Origin of the sequence: Nonomuraea composti, from assembly GCF_012034275.1 — a bacterium.
Lineage (GTDB): Bacteria > Actinomycetota > Actinomycetes > Streptosporangiales > Streptosporangiaceae > Nonomuraea > Nonomuraea composti.
In genome coordinates this window covers 66,275-86,927 of record NZ_JAATEP010000026.1, presented here as the reverse complement: position 1 = coordinate 86,927, position 20,653 = coordinate 66,275, and the positions used below count along the sequence as shown (strand labels likewise).

21 protein-coding genes, 1 pseudogene and 1 riboswitch are annotated in these 20,653 nt (G+C 71.4%); of the genes and pseudogenes, 15 read left to right on the top strand and 7 right to left on the bottom strand.

Annotated elements, in window-relative coordinates; genetic code table 11:
- Nucleotides 1-31 precede the first annotated feature (31 nt).
- From HCN51_RS32090 to HCN51_RS32080, 3 genes are all read left to right on the top strand, one after another.
- Complete coding sequence (locus HCN51_RS32090; RefSeq protein WP_246005388.1) at nt 32-421, top strand: winged helix-turn-helix transcriptional regulator; 390 nt, start codon at nt 32-34, stop codon at nt 419-421.
- Nucleotides 418-741, top strand: a complete 324-nt coding sequence (locus HCN51_RS32085) for a rhodanese-like domain-containing protein (protein WP_080043996.1) — start codon at nt 418-420, stop codon at nt 739-741. Before HCN51_RS32090 ends, HCN51_RS32085 begins: the two co-directional genes overlap by 4 nt.
- 54 nt (nt 742-795) lie before the next feature.
- Nucleotides 796-908, top strand: a riboswitch (TPP riboswitch).
- Nucleotides 899-2,215, top strand: coding sequence for a purine-cytosine permease family protein (locus HCN51_RS32080; protein WP_168014584.1), 1,317 nt, complete (start codon nt 899-901; stop codon nt 2,213-2,215). Its footprint overlaps the riboswitch before it by 10 nt.
- On the opposite strand, the gene HCN51_RS32075 is transcribed toward HCN51_RS32080, so the two are convergent.
- Entirely contained in the window at nt 2,175-2,753 is a 579-nt protein-coding gene (locus HCN51_RS32075) for a methylated-DNA--[protein]-cysteine S-methyltransferase (protein ID WP_168014583.1), read from the bottom strand. The two genes, HCN51_RS32080 and HCN51_RS32075, sit on opposite strands and share 41 nt — an antisense overlap.
- 94 nt (nt 2,754-2,847) lie before the next feature.
- Here HCN51_RS32075 and HCN51_RS32070 point away from each other — a divergent pair, with 94 nt between their 5' ends.
- Together HCN51_RS32070 and HCN51_RS32065 are read left to right on the top strand one after the other, a co-directional pair.
- Nucleotides 2,848-4,716 (top strand): ATP-binding protein, encoded by a 1,869-nt coding sequence (locus HCN51_RS32070; protein WP_346433869.1) that lies wholly within the window; start codon nt 2,848-2,850, stop codon nt 4,714-4,716.
- A gap of 142 nt (nt 4,717-4,858) precedes the next feature.
- Nucleotides 4,859-5,290, top strand: coding sequence for an ATP-binding protein (locus tag HCN51_RS32065; protein ID WP_230465692.1), 432 nt, complete (start codon nt 4,859-4,861; stop codon nt 5,288-5,290).
- Here the strand turns inward: HCN51_RS32065 and HCN51_RS32060 are convergent, their stop codons facing one another.
- The 3 genes from HCN51_RS32060 to HCN51_RS32050 all read right to left on the bottom strand — a co-directional run bounded on the left by HCN51_RS32060 (nt 5,291) and on the right by HCN51_RS32050 (nt 6,400).
- On the bottom strand, nt 5,291-5,938 hold the full coding sequence (locus tag HCN51_RS32060; RefSeq protein WP_168014579.1) for a YidC/Oxa1 family membrane protein insertase: 648 nt from the start codon (nt 5,936-5,938) through the stop codon (nt 5,291-5,293).
- Between the two features lie 84 nt (nt 5,939-6,022).
- The gene (locus HCN51_RS32055) at nt 6,023-6,220 is read right to left on the bottom strand and encodes a DUF6412 domain-containing protein (RefSeq protein WP_080043990.1); all 198 of its coding nucleotides are present in this window, start codon (nt 6,218-6,220) and stop codon (nt 6,023-6,025) included.
- Nucleotides 6,221-6,226: 6 nt separating this feature from the next.
- Nucleotides 6,227-6,400, bottom strand: coding sequence for a hypothetical protein (locus tag HCN51_RS32050; protein ID WP_155128785.1), 174 nt, complete (start codon nt 6,398-6,400; stop codon nt 6,227-6,229).
- 94 nt (nt 6,401-6,494) lie between these two features.
- Here HCN51_RS32050 and HCN51_RS32045 point away from each other — a divergent pair, with 94 nt between their 5' ends.
- Nucleotides 6,495-7,187, top strand: a complete 693-nt coding sequence (locus HCN51_RS32045; RefSeq protein ID WP_080043989.1) for a response regulator transcription factor — start codon at nt 6,495-6,497, stop codon at nt 7,185-7,187.
- A gap of 28 nt (nt 7,188-7,215) precedes the next feature.
- Nucleotides 7,216-8,322 carry a sensor histidine kinase gene (locus tag HCN51_RS32040; protein ID WP_168014577.1) on the top strand — a complete coding sequence of 369 codons (1,107 nt, stop codon included), beginning with the start codon at nt 7,216-7,218 and terminating at the stop codon, nt 8,320-8,322.
- 17 nt (nt 8,323-8,339) lie between these two features.
- On the opposite strand, the gene HCN51_RS32035 is transcribed toward HCN51_RS32040, so the two are convergent.
- Nucleotides 8,340-8,612, bottom strand: a complete 273-nt coding sequence (locus tag HCN51_RS32035; RefSeq protein ID WP_240973466.1) for a hypothetical protein — start codon at nt 8,610-8,612, stop codon at nt 8,340-8,342.
- A 310-nt stretch (nt 8,613-8,922) separates the two neighbouring features.
- On the opposite strand from HCN51_RS32035, the gene HCN51_RS32030 reads away from it, so the two are divergent.
- From HCN51_RS32030 to mptB, 4 genes and pseudogenes are all read left to right on the top strand, one after another.
- Nucleotides 8,923-9,270, top strand: a complete 348-nt coding sequence (locus tag HCN51_RS32030; RefSeq protein ID WP_080043986.1) for an STAS domain-containing protein — start codon at nt 8,923-8,925, stop codon at nt 9,268-9,270.
- Nucleotides 9,271-9,304: 34 nt separating this feature from the next.
- Nucleotides 9,305-10,030: a glycosyltransferase gene (locus HCN51_RS32025; RefSeq protein WP_168014573.1), complete on the top strand. Its 726-nt coding sequence runs from the start codon at nt 9,305-9,307 to the stop codon at nt 10,028-10,030.
- A 44-nt stretch (nt 10,031-10,074) separates the two neighbouring features.
- Entirely contained in the window at nt 10,075-10,614 is a 540-nt protein-coding gene (locus tag HCN51_RS32020; protein ID WP_168014570.1) for a DinB family protein, read from the top strand.
- 34 nt (nt 10,615-10,648) lie between these two features.
- A pseudogene (gene mptB / locus HCN51_RS60010) lies at nt 10,649-11,869 on the top strand (polyprenol phosphomannose-dependent alpha 1,6 mannosyltransferase MptB); the annotation flags it as partial.
- A 514-nt stretch (nt 11,870-12,383) separates the two neighbouring features.
- On the opposite strand, the gene HCN51_RS32015 reads toward mptB, so the two are convergent.
- A complete protein-coding gene (locus HCN51_RS32015) occupies nt 12,384-15,263 on the bottom strand; it encodes a hypothetical protein (protein ID WP_240973465.1) in 2,880 nt (959 codons plus the stop codon).
- 59 nt (nt 15,264-15,322) lie between these two features.
- On the opposite strand from HCN51_RS32015, the gene HCN51_RS32010 reads away from it, so the two are divergent.
- The 4 genes from HCN51_RS32010 (at nt 15,323) to serS (ending at nt 19,294) form a co-directional block, all read left to right on the top strand.
- Nucleotides 15,323-16,531: a glycosyltransferase 87 family protein gene (locus HCN51_RS32010; RefSeq protein WP_346433868.1), complete on the top strand. Its 1,209-nt coding sequence runs from the start codon at nt 15,323-15,325 to the stop codon at nt 16,529-16,531.
- Between the two features lie 22 nt (nt 16,532-16,553).
- Nucleotides 16,554-16,973: a DUF4446 family protein gene (locus HCN51_RS32005; RefSeq protein ID WP_230465688.1), complete on the top strand. Its 420-nt coding sequence runs from the start codon at nt 16,554-16,556 to the stop codon at nt 16,971-16,973.
- A gap of 71 nt (nt 16,974-17,044) precedes the next feature.
- A complete protein-coding gene (gene pheA / locus HCN51_RS32000) occupies nt 17,045-17,965 on the top strand; it encodes a prephenate dehydratase (protein WP_168014568.1) in 921 nt (306 codons plus the stop codon).
- Nucleotides 17,966-18,031: 66 nt separating this feature from the next.
- Entirely contained in the window at nt 18,032-19,294 is a 1,263-nt protein-coding gene (gene serS / locus HCN51_RS31995; protein WP_168014567.1) for a serine--tRNA ligase, read from the top strand.
- Here serS and HCN51_RS31990 read toward each other — a convergent pair.
- The gene (locus HCN51_RS31990) at nt 19,258-20,625 is read right to left on the bottom strand and encodes a hypothetical protein (RefSeq protein WP_168014565.1); all 1,368 of its coding nucleotides are present in this window, start codon (nt 20,623-20,625) and stop codon (nt 19,258-19,260) included. The two genes, serS and HCN51_RS31990, sit on opposite strands and share 37 nt — an antisense overlap.
- Nucleotides 20,626-20,653 lie beyond the last annotated feature (28 nt).

Sequence of the window (20,653 nt, the reverse complement as noted above, 5' to 3'; positions counted from 1 at the left end):
TTCTCAATCACTCGGTTACTGCGAAGGCACCGTGGACGACGACTACGACGTGCGCCAGTGGGACGTGCGTGAAGACTGCGAGGTCCGCCAGATACTCGACCGCATCGCCGACAAGTGGTCGCTGCTGGTCATCGCCCTGCTCGACTGCCAGAGCCTGCGCTTCACCCAGCTCCGCCGCGAGATCGACGGCATCAGCCAGCGCATGCTCAGCGTCACGCTGCGCCAGCTCGAACGCGACGGCCTGGTCAGCCGCACCGTGCACCCGGTCGTGCCGCCACGCGTGGACTACGAGCTGACGCCGCTCGGCCGGACGCTGCACCAGACCATCAAGTCGCTGGTGACGTGGACCGAGCAGCACCAGGAGGAGATCATCGCGGCCCGTGCGTCCTACGATGCCAGGCGCGAGATGATGGAGACATGACCGTTCCCGAGATCGAGGCCACCGCCGTTCCCGCAGACGCCTACCTGCTCGACGTCCGCGAGCAGGACGAATGGCTGGCCGGCCACGCGCCTGAGGCCGTCCACATCCCCATGACCCAGATCCAGGGCCGGGTGGACGAGGTGCCGAGCGACCGTCCCGTCTACGTCGTCTGCCGGGTGGGCGGCCGGTCCATGAACGTGGCGGCCTGGCTCAACCAGCTCGGGCGCGAGGCGATCAACGTGGGCGGCGGCATGCAGGCGTGGGAGTCCGCCCGCCGGCCGATGGTCAGCGAAACGGGACAGCCGCCGTACGTCGCCTGAACTCGCCCACTATGGTGGTTCTGCCGTCATTGAGGCATGATGAGGGCACAAACTACAGATCGTCGCGGGAGCTTGGGGCAACCAGGCTGAGAGGGCAGATACCGCTGCTGCCGACCGCCTGAACCTGTCCGGGTAATGCCGGCGTAGGGAGTGTGCGATGTCGCATGTCGCCGACGAAGTTCCGCTGACACTCGAAGGGCGGCCGCCGAAGACGCTGGGCGTGCTCGACCAGGGCGCGCTCTGGGCGAACCTCGGCGTCAGCCTCCTCGGCTTCTCCGGGGCGATGTTCCTGGTCGACCCGCTGGGCAACGCCCCGCTGAGCCTCGCGGCGGCGCTCGTGGCCACCGTGGTCGGCAGCCTGATCGGCACGGCCATGGTGGGCCTGTCGGCGGTGCCGGGCACGCAGACGGGGCAGCCGGCGATGGTGCTGCTGCGCGGGCTGTTCGGGGCCCGGATCTCGTACGTGCCGACGGTGCTGAACATCGTGCAGATGCTCGGCTGGGGCGCGTTCGAGCTGTGGGTGATCGCCACCGCCGCGGGCACGATCTTCCCCGTGCCGTACGCGGTGTGGGTGATCGTGGCGGGGGTGCTGACCACGGCGCTGACGATCTGGCCGCTCGGGTCGATCCGGGTGCTGCGCCGGTACGTGACCGTCGGGGTGATCGTCGCGCTGGTCTGGTTCGCCTGGTTCTTCCTGCGGGAGGCGCCGCCGCAGGAGGGCGGCTCGTGGACGGCCTTCCCCGCCGCGGTCGACTACGTGATCGCGCTGTCGGTCTCGTGGGTGCCGATGGCGGCCGACTTCGCCCGGCACTCGCGCTCCACCGGCGCCGCCTTCACCGGGGTCGTCGGCGGCTACACGCTGGCCCAGGTGGCCTGCCTGGGGCTCGGCGTGTACGCGGTGGCGCTGGCGGGCGACGCCGACTCCGTGTTCGGCACGTTCGTCGCGGTGCCGCTGGGCGCGTTGTTCTTCGCGATCCTCGTGCTGCGCGAGACCGACCAGTCGTTCGCCAACGTCTACTCCACCACGGTCTCGCTGCAGAACCTGATGCCCCGCGTGGACCGCCGGGTCTTCTCCGTCGCCATCGGCGTGCTCACCGTCGTGATCGCCCTGCTCGTGGACGTGACCTCGTACGGCGCGTTCCTGGGCGTGATCGGCGCGGTGTTCGTGCCGATGTTCGCGGTGCTGGCCGTGGACTACTTCCTGCTCGGCGGCGCCCGGCGCTGGAACACCGAGGAGTGGGCGCCGTCGCGCTGGTCGATGCTGGTGCCGTGGGCGCTGGGCTTCGCGGCCTACTGGCTGACGACCTCGACGCCGACGATCGCGGCGTGGGACGCGTTCTGGGCGGGCGCGCGCGAGGCCATCGGCTTCACCCGGCAGGTGTGGATGAACGGGGCGCTGGGCGGCGCGCTGGTGGCCGCCGTGGTCACGCTGCTCATCGGCCTGCTGGTGCGGAGGCCTTCCGTTCGACGTTGAGCAGGTGCTGCTTGGCGTGCTGCCCGCCCGCGTAGTCGCCGAGCGCGCCGTCCTCGCGCACCACCCGGTGGCAGGGCACGATCACGCAGACGGGGTTGGAGGCGAGGGCGTTGCCGATGGCGCGCAGCGCGCGCGGCCGGCCGATGCTCTCGCCGATGCGCTCCAAGGTCGTGGTGGTGCCGTAGGGGACGGCCATGGTCTTCTGCAGCACCGTGCGCGCGAACGGCGTGGCCAGCGCCAGGTCCACCGGTGTGGCGAACGTGCGCAGCCGCCCCGAGAAGTACGCGTCGAGCTCTCTGCGCACCGGGTCGAGCCGCCTGGCGTCGGGCCCGATGAACGTGCCCACGTGCCGGCTGACCAGCTCGTACACGTCGTTCTCTGCCTCGAAGCTGCACGCCGCGATGCCCTTGCCGGTGACGGCCAGCACCAGCCTGCCCACGGCGCCGTCGTAGGTGCCGAAGGCGATGTCGGGCGGGGTCTCGCCCCGATAGGTGCTGGAGGTCACCCGCAACAGGGCATCGAGATCGTTGCTCGACATGCCTCGCACCCTCCCACCGCCGGGAATCACCGTGACCGCAGCGTATCGGACGGATCTCCCGACGCACCCACCGCACCACGTGCACTATGGAGTAGTGGGGGACGAATGGGCCGGTAGTGACGATGAGATCGCTCGCGCGGCGCTCGCCAGCTCGCCCAACGCCGTCGTGGCGCTCGACCGGGATCAGAGCGTGCTGGTGTGGAACGCCGCGGCGGAGCGGGTGTTCGGCTGGAGCGCGGACGAGGTGATCGGGCGCAGGGCGCCCATCGTGCCGGACGAGCTGACCACCGAGCACACCGCCGCCCTGGAGCGGGTGCGCACGGGCGAGCCCGTGTCGCTGCGCACCAGGCGCCTGCACAGCAACGGCACCCTGCTCGACCTGCGGGTGGACATCAGCGCACTGCGCCTGGGCAGCGCCGTGGGCGGCTACGTGTGCGTCTACCATCCGGCGCTGGCCGACCACGTGGCCAGGGAGCGGGTGGCGCGCCGGGCCAGGCTCGTGCGCCGGCTCACCGACGTCGTGGGCGACATCAACTCCGAGCTGGAGCTGTCGGCGGTGCTGGACCGGATCTCGGCCAGCCTCACCGAGCTGACCGGCGCCGACGCGGGCGGTTTCGTGCTCATCGAGGGGGAACGGCTGCGGCTGGTCAGTACGTACCAGTTGCCCGCTTCGATCAGGGGCACCACCACCGAGCTGCGTACGAGCCTCGTGGACAAACTTTTACGGACGGGCAAGACCGTGCTGCTGGAGTCGCACGGTCTCGACGACCTTGTGTGGGCGCGGCTGAGCGGGCTGCACACGATCGCGCTGGGGCTGGCCGCTGTGGGCGGGCGGCCGTACGGCGCGCTCTACGCGTTGTTCGCCAACAGCACACCGGGCCACCTGGAGCTGGAGCTGCTGGAGCTGCTGGCCGGGCACGCGGGCATCGCGGTCGGCAACGCGGTGGCCTACCAGGAGGCGGTGCGGCAGCGGGCGTACGAGCGGGCGGTGTTCGACGCCAGCGCCGACGGCATCGCCGTGCTCGACGAGGACGGCCGGGTCGTGCGCTGGAACCCGGCGGCGGCCGGGCTGACCGCGCTGCCCGTCGAGTCCGTGCTCGGCGGGCCGCCGCCGTTCCCCGTGCCGTCGGCCGGGGAGAAGGGCACCTTCCAGCTCGACAACGGGCGCTGGCTGGACGTCGTCAGCGCCCGGATCGAGGAGACCGGCGAGGTCGTCGTCGACTTCCGCGACGTGACCGCGGCCAAGGAGCTGGAGGAGGCCAAGGACCTGTTCCTGGCCACGACCAGCCACGAGCTGCGCACGCCGATCACGATCGTGCGGGGGTTCGCCAGCACGCTCGACTCGCGCTGGGACAAGATGAGCGACCCCGAGCGCCGCGCCGCCGTGCACACGATCGCCGAGCGGGCCAGGTCGCTGGGCGAGCTGATGGACCACTTGCTGCTGGGGGCCAGGGCGGGCGCGGACGAGCTGAAGGTGCGGATCGAGGAGTTCGACCTGGCCGAGCGGATCGAAGGGGCCACACTTGGGTTGCCCTCCTTGTCGGACCGGCACCGGGTGGAGGTGGAGCTGGCCGAGGGGCTGCCGTACGTGCTGGGCGACGCGCTGGCCACCGATATCATCCTCGGCCAGCTGCTGGAGAACGCCTTCAAGTATTCGCCCAGGGGCGGGCTCATCAGCGTGGGAGCCTGGCCGGAGGAGGAGAACGTGGTCGTCGTGGTCGATGATGAGGGAGTCGGTATCGCCCCGCCTGACCGGGAGCGGATCTTTGAGCGGTTCGTCCAGGTGGACAGCGGCGACCGGAGACGGTTTGGTGGAGTAGGGCTCGGGCTCTACATCGTCCGCAGCCTCGCCAGAGCACAGGGGGGAGATGTCAGCGCGCATCCGAGACCGGGAGGGGGCACCAGAATGCGGCTCGTCCTCAGGTGTGCTTCCTCTATCCGATCCGACACACCGATGCGGTAACGAGGTGGTCACGGTTGAGCTGATCTATCGTCCAATGTGTACAAGCTGTGATCGAGATGCGGTTTCTGGGATCGAGTAACGGGGCATTTCGGTCGTACCGGGGAGTGTTCCCGCGGGGGGCACAGGTAACGGGGAGGTGGGTGTGTCAAGCGTGGTGCTGCTGCCGTACGCGCCGTCCAGCGTTGCCGTCGCCCGCCAGCGTCTGAGCACTGACCTGCAGGACAGCGGGGTCTTTGCCGCCGCGATCGACGATGCGGTGCTGGTGGTGAGCGAGTTGCTGAGCAACGCGCTGCGGCACGCGCATCCGCTGCCGTCGGGCATGGTGAGGGTCGCCTGGCTGCGCAGTGACGATCACATCGAAGTGGCGGTGAGCGACGGGGGTGCGGCCACGGAGCCGCGGGCGGGCCGCCCGACCCTGTCCTCACTCGGGGGCCGGGGGCTGGGCATCGTGGAGTATGTGGCGGAGAGCTGGGGAGTCAGGCACGACGGTGACACCACGACCGTCTGGGCCATCCTGCCCGCTCCGAGCCAGTCGATGAACGGGCAGGTGGCGGCCCTGCGAGAGGTCAGCTAGCTAGGCGGGTTGCAGCCGCCTGTTGAGCGCCGCCCGCTCGGTGACGGCCCACGCCGTCGAGACGAGCAGGTAGAGCGCGGCGGCCAGCGGCAGCACGAGCGTGGCCAGCACGGTGCCGTACGGCAGCAGCCGCATGATCTTCTTCAGCAGCTCCGGCTGCTCCTCCGCGATCTTCATTTGCCGTGCTGACAGCCAGGCCACGGCTGCGACCAGCGCGATGACCAAGACAAAGACCAAAAATGGTCCGCTGACCAGACCGTAATTAGCGATCACCCCGGCGACCTGCTGCCCCAGCGGTGCGCCGAAAAGCTGATGGCCGGCGAGCGCCGTCGGGTGCGTGGCGACCTGGTACATCAACCACAGGAACGGCAGCTGCGCCAGCATCGGCAGGAACCCGGCGAACGGCGACGTGCCTTCCTTGGCGTACAGCGCGTTCATCTCCCGCGACAGCCGCTCGGGGTTGCGCCCGTGGCGTTTCTGCAGCTCACGCAGCTTCGGCGCGAGCCTTTCGCGGATCTTCATCGTCCGGGCCTGGCGGACGTTCAGCGGGAGCAGCAGGAGCCGTACGGCCAGCGTGAACAGCACGATCCCGAGCGCGGCACTGCCGCCGGACATGCCGATGACGAACGTGACAAGAGAATCGATCATGAGCCCTGTTTCCTCGAAAGGGGAGATCCGGGCTCACTCATGGATGAGAGAGCCCCGCTTACGTGAGGTGAAAGCGGGGCACGCCTAAGGCGCTCGTGGCCGCGACCGGCCGGCCGCGTCGGGGTCACGCTGCCGCTGGAAGGCCGTGCGGCGCGCGTAGGACAGCGGGAAGCTCGGCGGCTCCCCGCTGAGGGCGGGCAGCAGCGCGGCCGCCCACGTGGCCAGCAGCAGGATCGCCACCATGGTGATCCCCACCAGCCACGGATCGAACAGGAACTGCATCGAAGGTCAGTGCGAGCGGGAGGACTTGCCCACCACGGCGACCGCCACGAAGACGAGGACCGCGATGACGCCGATGATCAGAGCGAGCTTGATCAGGCCTGCCAGCATCGGCAGCAGGAAGTTGAACAGCACGAAGAGACCCAGCAAGGTCCCTATGACGAGCATCACGACTCTACCCATGAGGCCACCGTACGTCCTGCGCCCATGATCCGCGAGCCTTACGAAGCGATGACGCGTACATCACTCCCCGCCCCCCTGGCCGTACCGTGAAACCGTGAACACACGCATCCTGGTGGTCGACGACGATCCGACCGTCTCCGAGGTCGTGGCGCGCTATCTGGAGCGTGACGGGCACGAGGTCGAGTGCGTCGGTGACGGCGCCGAGGCGCTGCGCAGGGCGCTGGCCCGGCCGCCCGACCTCATGGTGCTCGACCTGATGCTGCCCAAGATCGACGGGCTCCAGGTGTGCAGGAAGCTCAGGGAGCGCTGGCCCGTACCGGTGATCATGCTCACCGCGCTCGGCGAGGAGATCGACCGCGTCGTCGGGCTGGAGACCGGCGCCGACGACTACGTCGTCAAGCCGTTCAGCCCGCGCGAGCTGGCGCTGCGCGTGCAGTCGGTGCTGCGGCGGGCCCGCGGCGCGGCCGTCACCAGCGGCACCGGCATCCTGCGTGACGGCGACCTGGTGGTGGACGTCGGGGCCCACGAGGTACGGCTGCGCGGCGAGGAGGTGCTGCTGACTGCCCGCGAGTTCGACCTGCTGGCCCACCTCATGCGCAACCCGCGGCAGGCATTCAGCCGGTCGGCGCTGCTCAACCAGGTGTGGGGCTGGTCGTTCGGCGACTCCTCCACCGTGACCGTGCACGTGCGCAGGCTCAGGGAGAAGATCGAGACCGACCCGACCGATCCGCGGCGCATCGTCACGGTGTGGGGCGTCGGATACCGGTACGAGCCCCTGGAGGGCTGATGACGGAGGCGGGCAGGGTGGAGGGCCGATGATGCCGGAGCCGGGCGACCTGCCCATGATCGTCGCCGTCACGGCCGGGCTCGGGCTGCTCATCGCGCTCGCCGGCATCTGGCTCATGTGGCGGCTGCGCGCCAGGTCCATCGGGGTGATGCTGGCCGTGGTCGTGGTGGTCGCCGTCACGGCCACGCTGGCCGGCGTCGTGGCGATCATCACCAAGATGTTCATCGAGGGGCCGGCCAAGGACTTCGTGCTGAGCGTGGTGGCCGTCGGCGGGCTGGTGGGGCTGGGGGTGGCGTTCGTGCTGGCCAGGCGGGTCGTCGGAGAGAGCAGGCGGCTGGTCCAGGCGGTGCGCGCGGCGCCGTTCGTGGCCCCGCGGGGGCTGCCCGCGGAGCTGCAGACGATCGCCAACACCCTTGAGGAGGCGTACGCGCGCGAGCGGGCACTGGAGGGGGCGCGGCGGGAGCTCGTCGCGTGGGTGAGCCACGACCTGCGCACGCCGCTGGCCGGGATGCGGGCCATGGCCGAGGCGCTGGAGGACGGCGTGGTGTCCGACCCCGAGACGGTCGCGCGCTACCACCGGCAGATCAAGCTGGAGGTCGAGCGGCTGTCCGCGATGGTGGACGACCTGTTCGAGCTGTCGCGGATCCACGCGGGTGCGCTGCGGCTGTCACGGGCCAGGATCGGGCTCGCCGACCTGCTCGCCGACACGATGGCCGGCGCGGAGCCGCTGGCCAGGGCCAAGGGAGTGGTGCTCACGGCCGAGGCGTCGGCCGCCGTGCCCGTGGAGGCCGACGCGGGCGCCCTCGGACGGGCCCTCGGGAACCTGGTCGTCAACGCCATCAGGCACACGCCGTCGGACCGGACCGTGGTGCTCAGGGCCGAGGTGGACGCGGCCGGAATGGCCTGCCTGTCCGTCACGGACTGTTGCGGGGGGATACCCGAGGAGGATCTCCCTCGGGTGTTCGAGGTGGCCTTCCGGGGGGAGGCGGCTCGTACCCCGACCGCTGACGGCGGGGCCGGGCTCGGGCTGGCCATCGCGCAAGGGATCGTGGAGGCGCACGACGGGGTGATCGACGTGGTCAACGACGGGCCCGGGTGCCGGTTCGAGATTCGGCTGCCCCTGGTCGGCGGCTGACCTCCTCGTCCCCCCGCTCAGGCGCTCTCCGGCAGGTCCCGAGGCTCGCCGAACGACTCCGCCATCGCGCGGAACGTCGGGCACGGCCAGCGCCACATGCAGCTCCGGCAGCGCAATATCGGATGGGCGGTGTCGCTCGTGATGCCCCCCGCGTCGCGCGGCTGGTGGAGATCGAGCAACCTGAGCCCGAGCTCCGAGAACCTGAGCAGCTCGGTACGCGCCCCCGCGAGGAACTCCAGGTCCTCGATCGCGAGCCGGGTGCGGATGGGGACGTAGCCTTCGTGGTTCACCAGGCCGCGCAGGCGCCCCGCTTGGTCATGCCATGACGTCGCCTTCTCTGTGCTGATTTGGATGGTCTCCAGGCGTTCTCGGAGGCCCTGGCGCTGAGCGTCTTCGGGTTTTTCAGCTTTCATCGATCCGGGGCCCGTCGGTCGTGCCCCAGCCCCTCCTTCTCCACGAAGCGGTGGCGGTTCCCGTGTCACGCTGTCAAGCTTCGCGTACTCTCCGTTTTCATGGAGCCCAAACGGAGGACAAAAACCTGTGGTTCCCCTATCGGCGTGACAACGTGACCGGAAGCGCTCGCGCCGCTAGCCTGCCCATGTGGAGCTCAAGGTCTCGACTCGATCACATGCCGGGTGCGCACTCGTTGCCATCACCGGAGAAATCGACCTCTATACGGCGCCTCACCTGCAGTCCGAGTTCACTCGGCTGCTGCAGGACGGGCCAAGCCGGGTGGTCATCGACATGTCCGCCGTGGATTTCTGCGACTCCACGGGGATGAACGTGCTGCTCTCGGCGCTGAAGCGGATGAAAGAGCAGGGAGGGGCGCTGGAGGTGGCCGCGCCGCGTCCCGCCGTACGCAAGATCCTCCAGGTCACGGGGCTCGACTCGGTGTTCACCGTGCACGAAGAGGTGCCGCAGGAGCTCCTCGTCGCAGAGGGCTCATGACGGGGTGCGCACACCGCTGTGGAGGCGATGACCGGTGAGTGGTGACACGGCGGTCGTCATTCCCGCCGTCAACGAGGCCGACCGCATCGAGGCCACCGTCAAGGCCGCCGCCGCCCTGCCCGGCGTCGACCTCGTCGTGGTCGTCGACGACGGCTCGACCGACCAGACGGGCAGGGTGGCCCGCGCGGCCGGAGCCAGGGTGGTGCGCCACAGCCGCAACCGCGGCAAGGCCGCCGCCATGGAGACGGGCGCCGAGGCCGTACGCCTGCTCGACGAGGACACCGCCCCGCGCCACCTGCTCTTCCTCGACGCCGACCTCGGCGAGACGGCCCAGGCCGCCGCGCCGCTGATCGCGCCCGTGCGCGAGGGCACGGCCGACATGACGATCGCCGTGTTCACCACGCGGGTGAAGCTGGGCGGGCACGGCTTAGTCGTACGGCTGTCCAAAGAGGGCATCCGCCGCGCCACCGGCTTCGACCCCGCCCAGCCGCTCAACGGCCAGCGCTGCCTGACCAGGGCCGCGTTCGAGGCGGCGCGCCCGCTGGCGCACGGGTTCGGCGTGGAGACGGCGCTGACCATCGACCTGCTGCGCCAGGGATACCGCGTCCTCGAGGTCGAGGTGGACATGGCCCACCGGGCCACCGGCACCGACTGGCGGGCGCAGCTGCACCGGGCCCGGCAGTTGCGGGACGTCGCGCGGGCGCTGGCGGTGCGCGAGCCCGTCGTCGTCCACAACCTCGACAAGCTCCGGCACCGGTGACCACCGGCGGTGCGGTTGATCGTCCCGGCGCCTACACTTCCGGCATGCCGGACATAGATGAGCAAGGCCGCCCCGAACCACCGCTCGCCGAGGGAGAGCTCGCCACCCTCGTCGGCTACCTGGAGTACCACCGCGCCACCCTCGCGTGGAAGACCGCCGGACTGGACGCGGCCGGGCTCAAGGCCACCGTGGGCGTGTCCTCGATGACGCTGGGCGGGATGCTCAAGCACCTGGCGTACGTCGAGGACTTCTGGTTCGCCCGCTTCCTGCACGACCGCGAGGGCCAGCCCCTGTGGGGCACGGTGGACTGGAAGGCCGACCCCGACTGGGACTGGCACTCCGCCACCGCGAACACCCCTGAGGAGCTGCGCGAGCTGTGGCAGGACGCCGTGTCGCGCTCCCGCGCCCTGCTGGACGAGGCGCTGGCCGATGGCGGCCTGGACCGGCTGTCCACGCGGGCGTGGGGTGATGGGCGCAAGGTCAATGTGCGGTGGATCCTCGTGCACATGATCGAGGAGTACGCACGGCACAACGGCCACGCCGACCTCATCCGGGAGTCTGTGGACGGGCTGACCGGGGAGTGACCGCTTTTCCGCAGGTCGGCGCCGCCGGGAGTCGATGGACGGCGGGTTGTCCACAGGCGGGCGGTCGCAGGGATCGTTCCGGCGCGGGTTGTCCACAGGCGGGGGCCGTTCGTCGGTAGGCGTCTCGCGAGTGTGCTGGAATTTCCCGGTGACTTCGCAGACGCATCGCATCCGGGCGCGGGCCCGGCCGGCAGGGGCCGCCACGGCGGCGATCGGCGTCTCGATCCTGCTGACGATCACCATCGGGCTCCTGGGCCCGTCGGCGATGGTCCCCGCCCTGGGCGGGCCGGCCTGGCACCCGCCCTTCTCGCTGGGCGTCGGGCCCGATGCGCGCCTGGTGATCGCCCTGGCGGCGACCGCCGTCGTCCTCGGCGGCCTCGGGCTGCTGCTCGCCCTCCGCGAGCCCTGGTTCGGGCGGCTGCCGGAGGCGCGGGTGTTCGTGCTGGCGGGGTGCGTGGCGGCCGGTGTTCTCGCCTTCCTGCCGCCCTCGGGCTCCGGCGACCACCTCAACTACGCGGCGTACGGCCGCATGGTGACCCTGGGCCTGAGCCCCTACACGCACGGGGCCGACGACCTGCCCGGCGATCCCATCGCCGACGCCGTGGAGAGGCCGTGGCGGGAGGAGCCGAGCGTCTACGGCCCCGTGGCCACCGCCGTGCAGGCGCTGGCGAGCTGGATCGGCGGAGACTCGCTCAGGCTGACGATGTTCGTCCTGGCCGCCGTCAACGCCGCCGCGTTCATCGCGACCGCCCTGCTCCTCGACCGCTTCACCCGCGACGACCCCGCCAGGCGCCTGCGGGCGGCGCTGCTGTGGACGGCCAACCCGCTCCTGCTCTACCAGCTCGTCGCGGGCATGCACGCCGATACGCTCGCCATCGCCTGCATGGTCGCCGCCCTCCTGGCCAGAAGCCGCCCCGTCGGCGCCGGCGCCCTGCTGGGCCTGGGGGTCGCGATCAAGGTCAACGCCGGCCTCGTCGCCCTCGGCCCGGCCTGGGAGCTGCGCCGGCACCCCCGCCGGCTGGCCCTCATGGCGGGCTGCGCGGTCGCGGTGGTCGTGGCCGGCTACGCGATCGTCGGGCCGGAGGCGATCGCCCCAATGACCCGCACGAGCAAGTCGATCTCGCACGCCTCCCCTTGGAAGCTGGTGCAGGGGTGGATCCAGGTCGTCGTGGGCCCCGGGAGCGCGTACCGGGGCGAGATCCAGGCCGGCTCGCTCCTGCTCCTGGCGCTCATCGCCTGGGCCCTGCTCCGCCTGGCCTCCCGCCGGGGAATGCTGACCCCGCTGCGCTCGCCAGGCGTGTCTGACAAGCCTGGAGGGCCGGGCGGCGCGCTGGCCCAGCCGGACACGCTCGGCGAGCCGCTAGGCGAGTTGGAGGCGCTGGGCAAGCCCGGCGCGCTCGGCAAGCCAGACGCGCTGGGCGGCATACCGGATGCGGCGGGCGCGCCTGGCACGCTGGGTGTGGCGGGCTCACCGCGCACAGTCGGCATGCCGGGCCCCGGGGGCACGCCCGACGCCCCGGGCACTGGCATGGGCGTCGGCCGGGGGCTGGAGGCGCCGGTGGTGGCGGCGGGGCTGATGGTGGCCTACCTGTTCGCCACGCCGTACATCCTGCCCTGGTACGACGGGCTGGCGTTCGGGCTGCTGGCCCTGGTCGCGGCCTCCGCCCTCGACACGTTCCTGGTGGGGCACCTGCTGGTGCTGTCGCTGGCGTACCTGCCCGCCCGGGTCGACGGGGTGCCGCCCGAGCTCGACTGGCTCAGCAAGGAGCTCAGGCCCCAGCTCGCCTGGGTGCTGCTGGCTCTGACCGTGGCGCTGGTGGTGTGGGCGTGGCGAGCTGCAGGGCCCGCACGCAGGCCGCGAGCGTCAGCGGCACCGCCACCGTCAGCGCCATAGCGGGGATGGCGATGCCCGAGTCGTTCATGAGGAAGCCGACGAAAGCGCACGTCAGAGCCCCGAACAAGCCCGCCCTGAACGCCGGGGCCTCCCGGTAGGCCAGCCCGAGGGCGGCGGCGCCCCAGCGCGACGGGCGGGCCAGCACCAGAAACAGGAAGGCCAGCGCGACCAGCGAGAGGAGGGTCAGCGACCAGTTCCCCACCGTCACCCCCACCATGGCACCGAACTTGCGCCCGACGACCGTCCACGCCTGGCCGTCGATGATCTGCTGCACGAAGGTGCCCAGGTGGGTGCGCTGGGTCTCCGGCCGCAACCAGTCCACCACCGACAGCGCCCCCACGATCGCGGCCCCTGCCAGCCCGACCACGACCAGCCGCAGCAACGACACCCGCTTGCCTGACAGCAGCAGAAGGAACACCGCCAGCCCGATCACGAACGCCGGCACACCCCCGAAGTCCGCTCCCCAGGAAGGCCACCCGTCCGCGAAGACCGCGAACGCCCCGTACACCGAACACAACGCGACCACCACGACCCTCGACACCCCCCGGCCGAGCAGCCACTGAGCCACCCCGGCCAGCCCGAGCACGGTGCCAGTGGCGTAGATGGCGAAGGCGATGTTGCTGAACCCGTAGAACCGCCCGCCCGTCACGGGCTCGTACCCGGTGACGGCGTTCACCTGGAGCTTCGACCCGGTCATGACGTCGATCAGGAGCGCGAGCGAGGTGACGGCGGCCACCACGGTCAGCGGGCCCAGCACGTGCGCCCGCCAGGGGCCCGCGAAGGCGAGGGCGGTGATGAGGGCGGCGATGCCCAGAATCGTCACGATCACCGACAACATCGGGACCGGCAGGGTCCACCAGGGGACCAGTTGGGCCAGGAACGTGGAGATGGCGATCGCGCCACTGAGCACGGCGACGAGTTGGACGGCTTTGAGCAGCTTGGAGGCACTCGCCTGCACCACCCCTGCCTCCGCGCCCGCTCCCGTGCCCGCGGTCGCGAGTGGGCCCACGGAGGTGCCCGCGCCTGCGTCCGCGCTTGCGGCCAGGTCCGAGGGCGTGCCTGTGCCTGCGTCGGTGCTCATGCCCGAGCCGGTGCCTGCGTCGGTGCTCGGGCCGGCGCCTTCGCCTGCACCTGCGATTGGGCCCGCTACCACGCTGCTCACACGGTCCGTGGTTGTGTGCTCTGCGCCCGGATGGCGTGTGGCCTTACGTTCGGCGCCCGTTGGCTCGGCGTCCGTTGGCTCGGCGTCCGCTCCTGTGGCGGCCGTTGCTGGGGCGTCTGCAGTGGCGGCGTCCGTTGGGTTGGCCTCTGGGGTCTGGGTGCGGCGGCGGCGGAGGCGGAGGGCCAGGGCGGCGAAGGCGTAGAAGAGGAGCTGGACTGTGACGAGGACGGCGAAGAACGGGCCGCGGACCTCGCGCAGCACCTGGCTGGCCAGGTCTCCGTCCGCCAGTTCCGTCACCGTCTCGGCCGGTGTGGCGGGGGCGGGGCCGCCGGGTTGCCAGGAGCGGCCGACCACCTCGCGGGCGGCGGGCAGGCCGAGGAGCTGGATCGTGGTGGCGGTGAGGTCGGTGATCGCGACCAGGGCGTCCTGGCGGGTGGAGGTCGCGGTGAGGTGGCCGTGCGGGTACGGGCGACCGTCCGGGGAGGGGCCGGTGGCGATGGCGACGTGGAGGTGGGCGTTCGGGGTCACGTCGGAGATGCCGGCCAGCAGGACGGTGGTGCCGGTGGGGAGGCGGCTGATCAGGGTGCCTACCTGCTGGTCCGCCTGGGTCACCGCGGCCTGGCGGGCGGCGGGCGTGAGGGGGGTGGGGACGCCGTACTCGTCGAGGGGCTGCTTCGACCAGGCGTCGGAGAGGGCGGACGCGTCGAGGACGATCAGGTTGTAGGGGGTGAGGTCGCCCAGGGAGTCGAGAGTGTCGAGGGTGGGGGTGTATCTGGCGATATTTCCGGACTTGTCGGCGGCGGCCAGGGCGGCGCCCGGGCCGATCGCGGCGACCTTCCCGCCTCCGTCCGTCACGAGCTGGCCCAGCGTGCCGAGCTTCGCGTCGTAGCCGGTCTCCGCCTGGTACGCGGACAGGGCGGCCCAGCTCGGGACCGTGGCGCCCTGGCCTTCCTGCTGAGGGGTGGGCGGGGCCGGGCAGCCCTTGCCCTCCGTACCGGCTCGCTGGCCCGCTGAGACGGTCAGCCAGCCGGCCGTGGGGCACGTGATGCCACGGTCGGGGGGTGGGACGGCCCGCGTGGACAGGGAGGCCGAGGCCCCTTCGGCGACCAGCCGCCACAGGGCGGGCGTCCGCGTCTCGTCGAGGTCGCTCCACTCCAGCCCGGGCACCCCGATGAGCGCCACCCGCCCCTGAGGCGCGCTCGTGGCTGAGAGGGTGCCGGCCGCTGCCTCCGTGCCCGCGCTCGCGTGCCGGTCCGTGCTGGCCGCCGTGCTCGCGCTCGCGTGCCGGTCCGTGCTCGCGCTCGCGTGCCGGTCCGTGCTGGCCGCCGTGCTCGCGCTCGCGTGCCGGTCCGTGCTGGCCGCCGTGTCCGCGCTCGCGCGCCGGCCGGTGCTTGCGGCTGTAGCAGCGTCCCCGCCGGCGTCTCTGGTGATGTGCGCGGGCGCGCCCGAGGCCGTGCTCAGGGCCGTGGCCGGGACGACGGGGAGGAAGGTGAGGGGGAGGGCGAGGAGGGCGGTGGTGAGGGTACGGGTGGGGCGGCGGGCGGGGTGTGGTGCGTACCGGGCCTCGCGCGGGCGCGGCGTGGCGTTCGGCATGTACGGACCCCCAGTAGTCTGCCCCTCGATCAACAACAGCCACGGTAACGTGCCACACCGTGACAAGTGGCGAGGTGCGCGTGATCCGGCGGCAGTGGTGGGCGTGGGCGGTCGTGGTGCTCGTCGTCGCGGTCGCGGTGGCGCCGCTGGTGGACACGTGGCTGACGAACCCCGACGATCAGCGGCTCGTGGACCTGGACGTTTACCGTACGGGCGGGCAGATGCTGCTCGACGGGCGGCCGGTGTACGACTACGTCACGCCCGCGCCGCAGTTGCTGCCGTTCACGTATCCGCCGATCGCCGCGATGCTGGCGGTGGTGCTGGCGTGGATGTCGTGGGAGACGGCGCAGTGGGTGTGGACGGCGGGGATCTTCGTGGCGCTCGCCGTGACGGTGTGGCTGTCGTTCCGTCAGGTGCTGGAGCGGGAGTCGCTGCGCAGGTACGTGCCGTGGGCATTCGCGTTGCTCATGGTGCTGTGCACGTACCTGATGCCGATCAGGGACCAGGTCAGGTTCGGGCAGGTGGACATCCTGCTGGTCGCGTTGTGCCTGGCGGACTGCGTGGCGAGGCGGCCGTGGTGGCCGCGGGGGTTCCTGGTCGGGCTGGCGACGGCGGTGAAGCTGACTCCGGGCGTCTTCCTGATCTACCTGCTGGTGACGAGGCAGTGGCGGACGTTCTTCATGGCGTCGTTCGCGGCGGCGGTGCTCACGTTGCTGCCGTTCGCGGTGATCCCGCAGGACGCGGCGGACTTCTGGTTCTCGGCGCTGCTCGATCCTGAACGGCTGGGCGCGAACGCGGCCACGACGAACCAGTCGATCCGCGGCATGCTGATCCGGTTGTACCTGCCGCAGGAGTGGCTGACCCTGCTCGTCTGGGCGGTGATCGTGGCCGTGGTGGGCTGGTTCGGGTTCCGGGGGGCGCGGGAGGCGTACAAGGCGGGTGACACGCTCACGGCGGTCGCGCTGGTGGGGCTGATGGCGGTGCTGCTGTCGCCGGTGGCGTGGATCCACCACCTGGCGTGGGTGGTCGTGGTGCTGGCGGCGATCGTGGGCGACGGGCGGGACCCGGTGCGGCTGCGGGTGGCGGCGGGGGTGTGGCTGTTCTACGTGGTGCCGGTCCCGTGGTGGGGGGTGTCGCTGATCAGCCTGAAGATCCCTGGGGTCAGCGTGGTGCTCGGCAAGATCGTGCAGAACGGGTTCGGGCTGGGTGCGCTGGCCCTGGTGTGGTTGTTGGTGTCCTGGCTGCCGAAACGCCGCCGGATCGCTTGACCCAGCCATTACGCTCGGTGCCGTGCTCGTTACCACATGGGTGATCGTGGGCGTCGTCGCCGGAATCAGTGGCGTGATGATCGGTTACCTGGCGCTGCGCCAGGCCAGGGCCACGGTGGAAGACTGCCAGCGGATGCTCTCGCGGCAGATCAGCGAGGGGCGCGGCGATCTCAAGGCGATCAGGGACGTCGCGGTGTGCCGGTACGACGCGCTGTCGGAGATGACCGGGCGGCTGTCGTTCTCCGTGGCGATGATCAACGGGCTGGGTGACGGGATCGTGCTGACGTCCATCAACGGGCGCAGCGAGACCCGTACGTACGTGCGGGGCGTGGTGGGCGGGAAGGGGCAGCAGCCGCTGTCGCCGGAGGAGGAAGAGGCGGTACGGGCCGCCAGGCTGGGGCACGGTCCCGTGGTCGCGTGCCGGGCCGCCGAGCTGCTGTGAGTTGAGCCCGTACGGTGACTCGGTGGCCGAAATGGCGGCGGGCGCTGTCCACCTGCGGATAGCCTGTAAGCATGCCCAGACTCGCCTATCTCGGACCGGAAGGGACCTTCACCGAAGAGGCCCTGCGGCTCCTCGACCCCACCGCCGAGCGCCTGCCCTGCGCCACCGTGAGCGCCGCGCTGAACGCCGCCCGCTCCGGCGACGCCGACGGCGCGGTGGTGCCGCTGGAGAACTCCATCGAGGGTGCGATCACCACGACGCTCGACGAGTTCGCCTGGGGCGAGCCGTTGCTGATCAACGCCGAGCTGCTGCTGCCCGTGCAGTTCTCGCTCCTGGCCCGGCCCGGCACCGAGATTCCGCACATCAAGCGGGTCTACACGCATCCGGCGGCGATCACGCAGTGCCGCGCCTACATCTCGCGCGAGCTGCCCGACGCCGTCGTGGTGGCGGCCCCGTCCACGGCCGCCGCCGCGCAGGAGGTGTCGCTGCCCGGTTCCCCGTACGACGCCGCGATCGCCGCGCGCATCGCCGGCGAGCACTACGGGCTGGTGGAGCTGGCCGGCCACATCGGCGACCGCTCCGACACCGTGACCAGGTTCGTGAAGGTGAGCCGTCCGGGGCCGCTGCCGGAGGCGACCGGCTCCGACCGCACCACGCTGGTGGTCTTCCTGGCCGACGACCACCCGGGCGCGCTGCTGGAGATGCTGACCGAGTTCTCCGTGCGCGGGGTCAACCTGACGCGCATCGAGTCGCGGCCGACCGGCGACGGCATCGGGCGTTACTTCTTCCACTTCGACTTCGAGGGGCACGTCGCCGACGCCCGCGTGGGCGAGGCGATCGCGGGGCTGCACCGGATCTGCGGCGAGGTGCGCTTCCTCGGCAGCTATCCGCGGGCCGACGGCGTGGCGCCGCAGATCAAGCGGGGCACGTCCGACCCGGAGTTCGCGGAGGCGGGCGACTGGCTGGCCAAGGTCAGGGCCGGGCAGGTCTGAAGCACCTGACCGCGTACGCGGGAAAGCAGGGGCGCGGCGCCTCCGTGCGCCGGTAGCCTTGCCCTTGTGATTGACCTGCGTACCCTTCGTGAGGACCCCGACCGGCTACGGGCGTCGCAGCGTGCCCGCGGCGAGGACGACTCGGTCGTCGACACGCTGCTCGACCTCGACGAGCGCCGCCGATCCGCGCTGACCTCGTTCGAGTCGCTGCGCGCCGAGCAGAAGAGCATGGGCAAGTCGGTCTCCAGGGCGCAGGGCGAGGAGAAGGCGGCGCTGCTCCAGCGCGCCAAGGAGCTCGCGGGCCAGGTCAAGGCCGCCGAGTCGGAGGCCGAGAAGCTGGGCGCCGAGCTCGACGAGGTGCTCCAGACGGTGCCCAACATCGTCGAGGAGGGCGCACCGCCCGGCGGCGAGGACGACTATGTCGTGCTGGAGACGCACGGCGAGCCGCGCACGTTCGACTTCGAGCCGAAGGACCACCTGGAGCTGGGCGAGGCCCTGGGCGCCATCGACATGGAGCGGGGCGCCAAGGTCTCGGGCTCGCGCTTCTTCTTCCTCAAGGGCGTCGGCGCGCGGCTGCAGCTCGGCCTGCTCAACATGGCGATGCAGCAGGCGATCGAGGCCGGGTTCACGCCGATGATCACGCCGGTGCTCGTCAAGCCGGAGACCATGCAGGGCACCGGCTTCCACGTGGCCCACGACAAGGAGATCTACCGGCTTCCGGAGGACGACCTCTACCTCGTCGGCACCTCCGAGGTGTCGCTGGCGGGCTACCACGCCCAGGAGATCCTCGACGCCGGTGACCTGCCGCTGCGGTACGCCGGCTGGTCGTCGTGCTTCCGCCGCGAGGCGGGCTCCTACGGCAAGGACACCAGGGGCATCATCCGGGTGCACCAGTTCGACAAGGTCGAGATGTTCTCGTACGTGCGGCCGGAGGACGCCCACGAGGAGCACCAGCGGCTGCTCGGCTGGGAGAAGGAGATGCTGGCCAAGATCGAGGTCCCGTACCGCGTCATCGACACGGCGGCGGGCGACCTCGGCATGTCGGCGGCCCGCAAGTTCGACTGCGAGGCGTGGATCCCCACGCAGGGCCGCTACCGCGAGCTGACCTCGACGTCCAACTGCACCGAGTTCCAGGCGCGCAGGCTCGCCGTCCGCTACCGCGACAAGGACGGCAAGCCGCAGCACCTGGCCACGCTCAACGGCACGCTCGCCACGACCCGCTGGATCGTGGCGATCCTGGAGAACCACCAGCAGGCCGACGGCTCCGTGGTGGTCCCTCAGGCGTTGCGGCCCTACGTGGGCCTCGACGTGCTGGAGCCGGCGAAGTAGCCGGCAGTCGCGCGGCGGGCGTCCCTCCTGATGGCGGCGGCGCTCGCCAGCACGACCAGGCCGGTCAGCAGGACGGCGATCGCGAGCGCGAGCGTGTACGAGTCCGGCGTGCCCCGCGCCCAGCCCGTGAACGGCAGGTAGACGGCCCCGTAGACGAGCGGCGCGGCCAGCGCCCCGATGGCGGCGGAGGCCGGGCGGGCCTTGCCTGCCATGGCCAGCACGAGGCAGACCGTGACGCCCGCCAGGAGCAGTGCCGCCCCGATGAGGACGACGGGCACGCCCAGGACGACCTCCGGGTACGGCGGCAGGACTTCGGAGCGCACCAGGAGCAGCAGACCCGAGCAGGCGGCGAGCGCGGAGCCGGTGTAGGCCAGGGTGAACTGGCGCATCCCGGCTCCCGCCCCGGCGAACAGCATGCAGGCGGCGAGGAAGATCGCCACGTTCTGCTCGGGCTCCACGCCCACCTCGGCCGCCTCGGTGCCGGGCCAGCCGAGCTGCCGCCACGTGCCCGACGGGTCGCGGACGGTGATGCCCGCCATGCCGTCCGCCACGACGACGACGTGCTGCCCGTTCGGCTGCTCCCGCACGGCCAGTGACCGCGAGCGCAGCCCGTCGGGCCGGTACTGCCGGCTCAGCCGCTTCAGGTCATCCGCCGACGGCTCCCAGGACGTGTGCCACGTGACGCCGGTGTCGTCGGACTGCTCCACGGCCATCCGGCCCTCGACCAGGCGGTAGCAGCGGGCGGGCTGCCAGGGGACGCACTGGGCGCTCTGCGCCGGCCGTTCTGTGCCCTCGCCGGTCCGCTCCGTCCAGGTGCGGCCGCCGTCCTCCGACACCAGGTCCAGCATCCGGTCCGTGTGGACGGTGATGCGCCCCGAGGGGCTCACCTCCACGGCCGTGGCCGAGGGTGGTGGGATCGGGCCCGAGGTGGCGGCGACGGCGAGCACGGCCAGCGGCATCGTCACGATGACCCGCCGGCGGGCCGAGCCGGGGTGGCCGAGGGTGCGCCGCCGTACCCACCACGCCAGGGCGAGGGCTGGTAGCGCCAGGAGGTCCGTAGGGTCGGCCAGGACGCGTGACGGGCCCGCCACGAGGGTCCAGGCTTGGGAAGCCAGCTCCGCGCCCGTCTCCGTCGTTTTGACGGCCGTGAAGAGCACACCGGTGAGTACGGTCGCCGCCAGGTCGGCGCGCCGCCAGAACACCAGGGCCAGCAGCGCGGGCGCCACGACGAGCCCGGCGACGTCGCTGAGCTTGCCCGTGACGGGGCCGGGCCATGACTGTTTGAGCAGGTGGTCGTTGACCAAGAGCACGAGGACCCCGGCAATGGTCACGGGGTGACACAACCACGCGTACCTCATA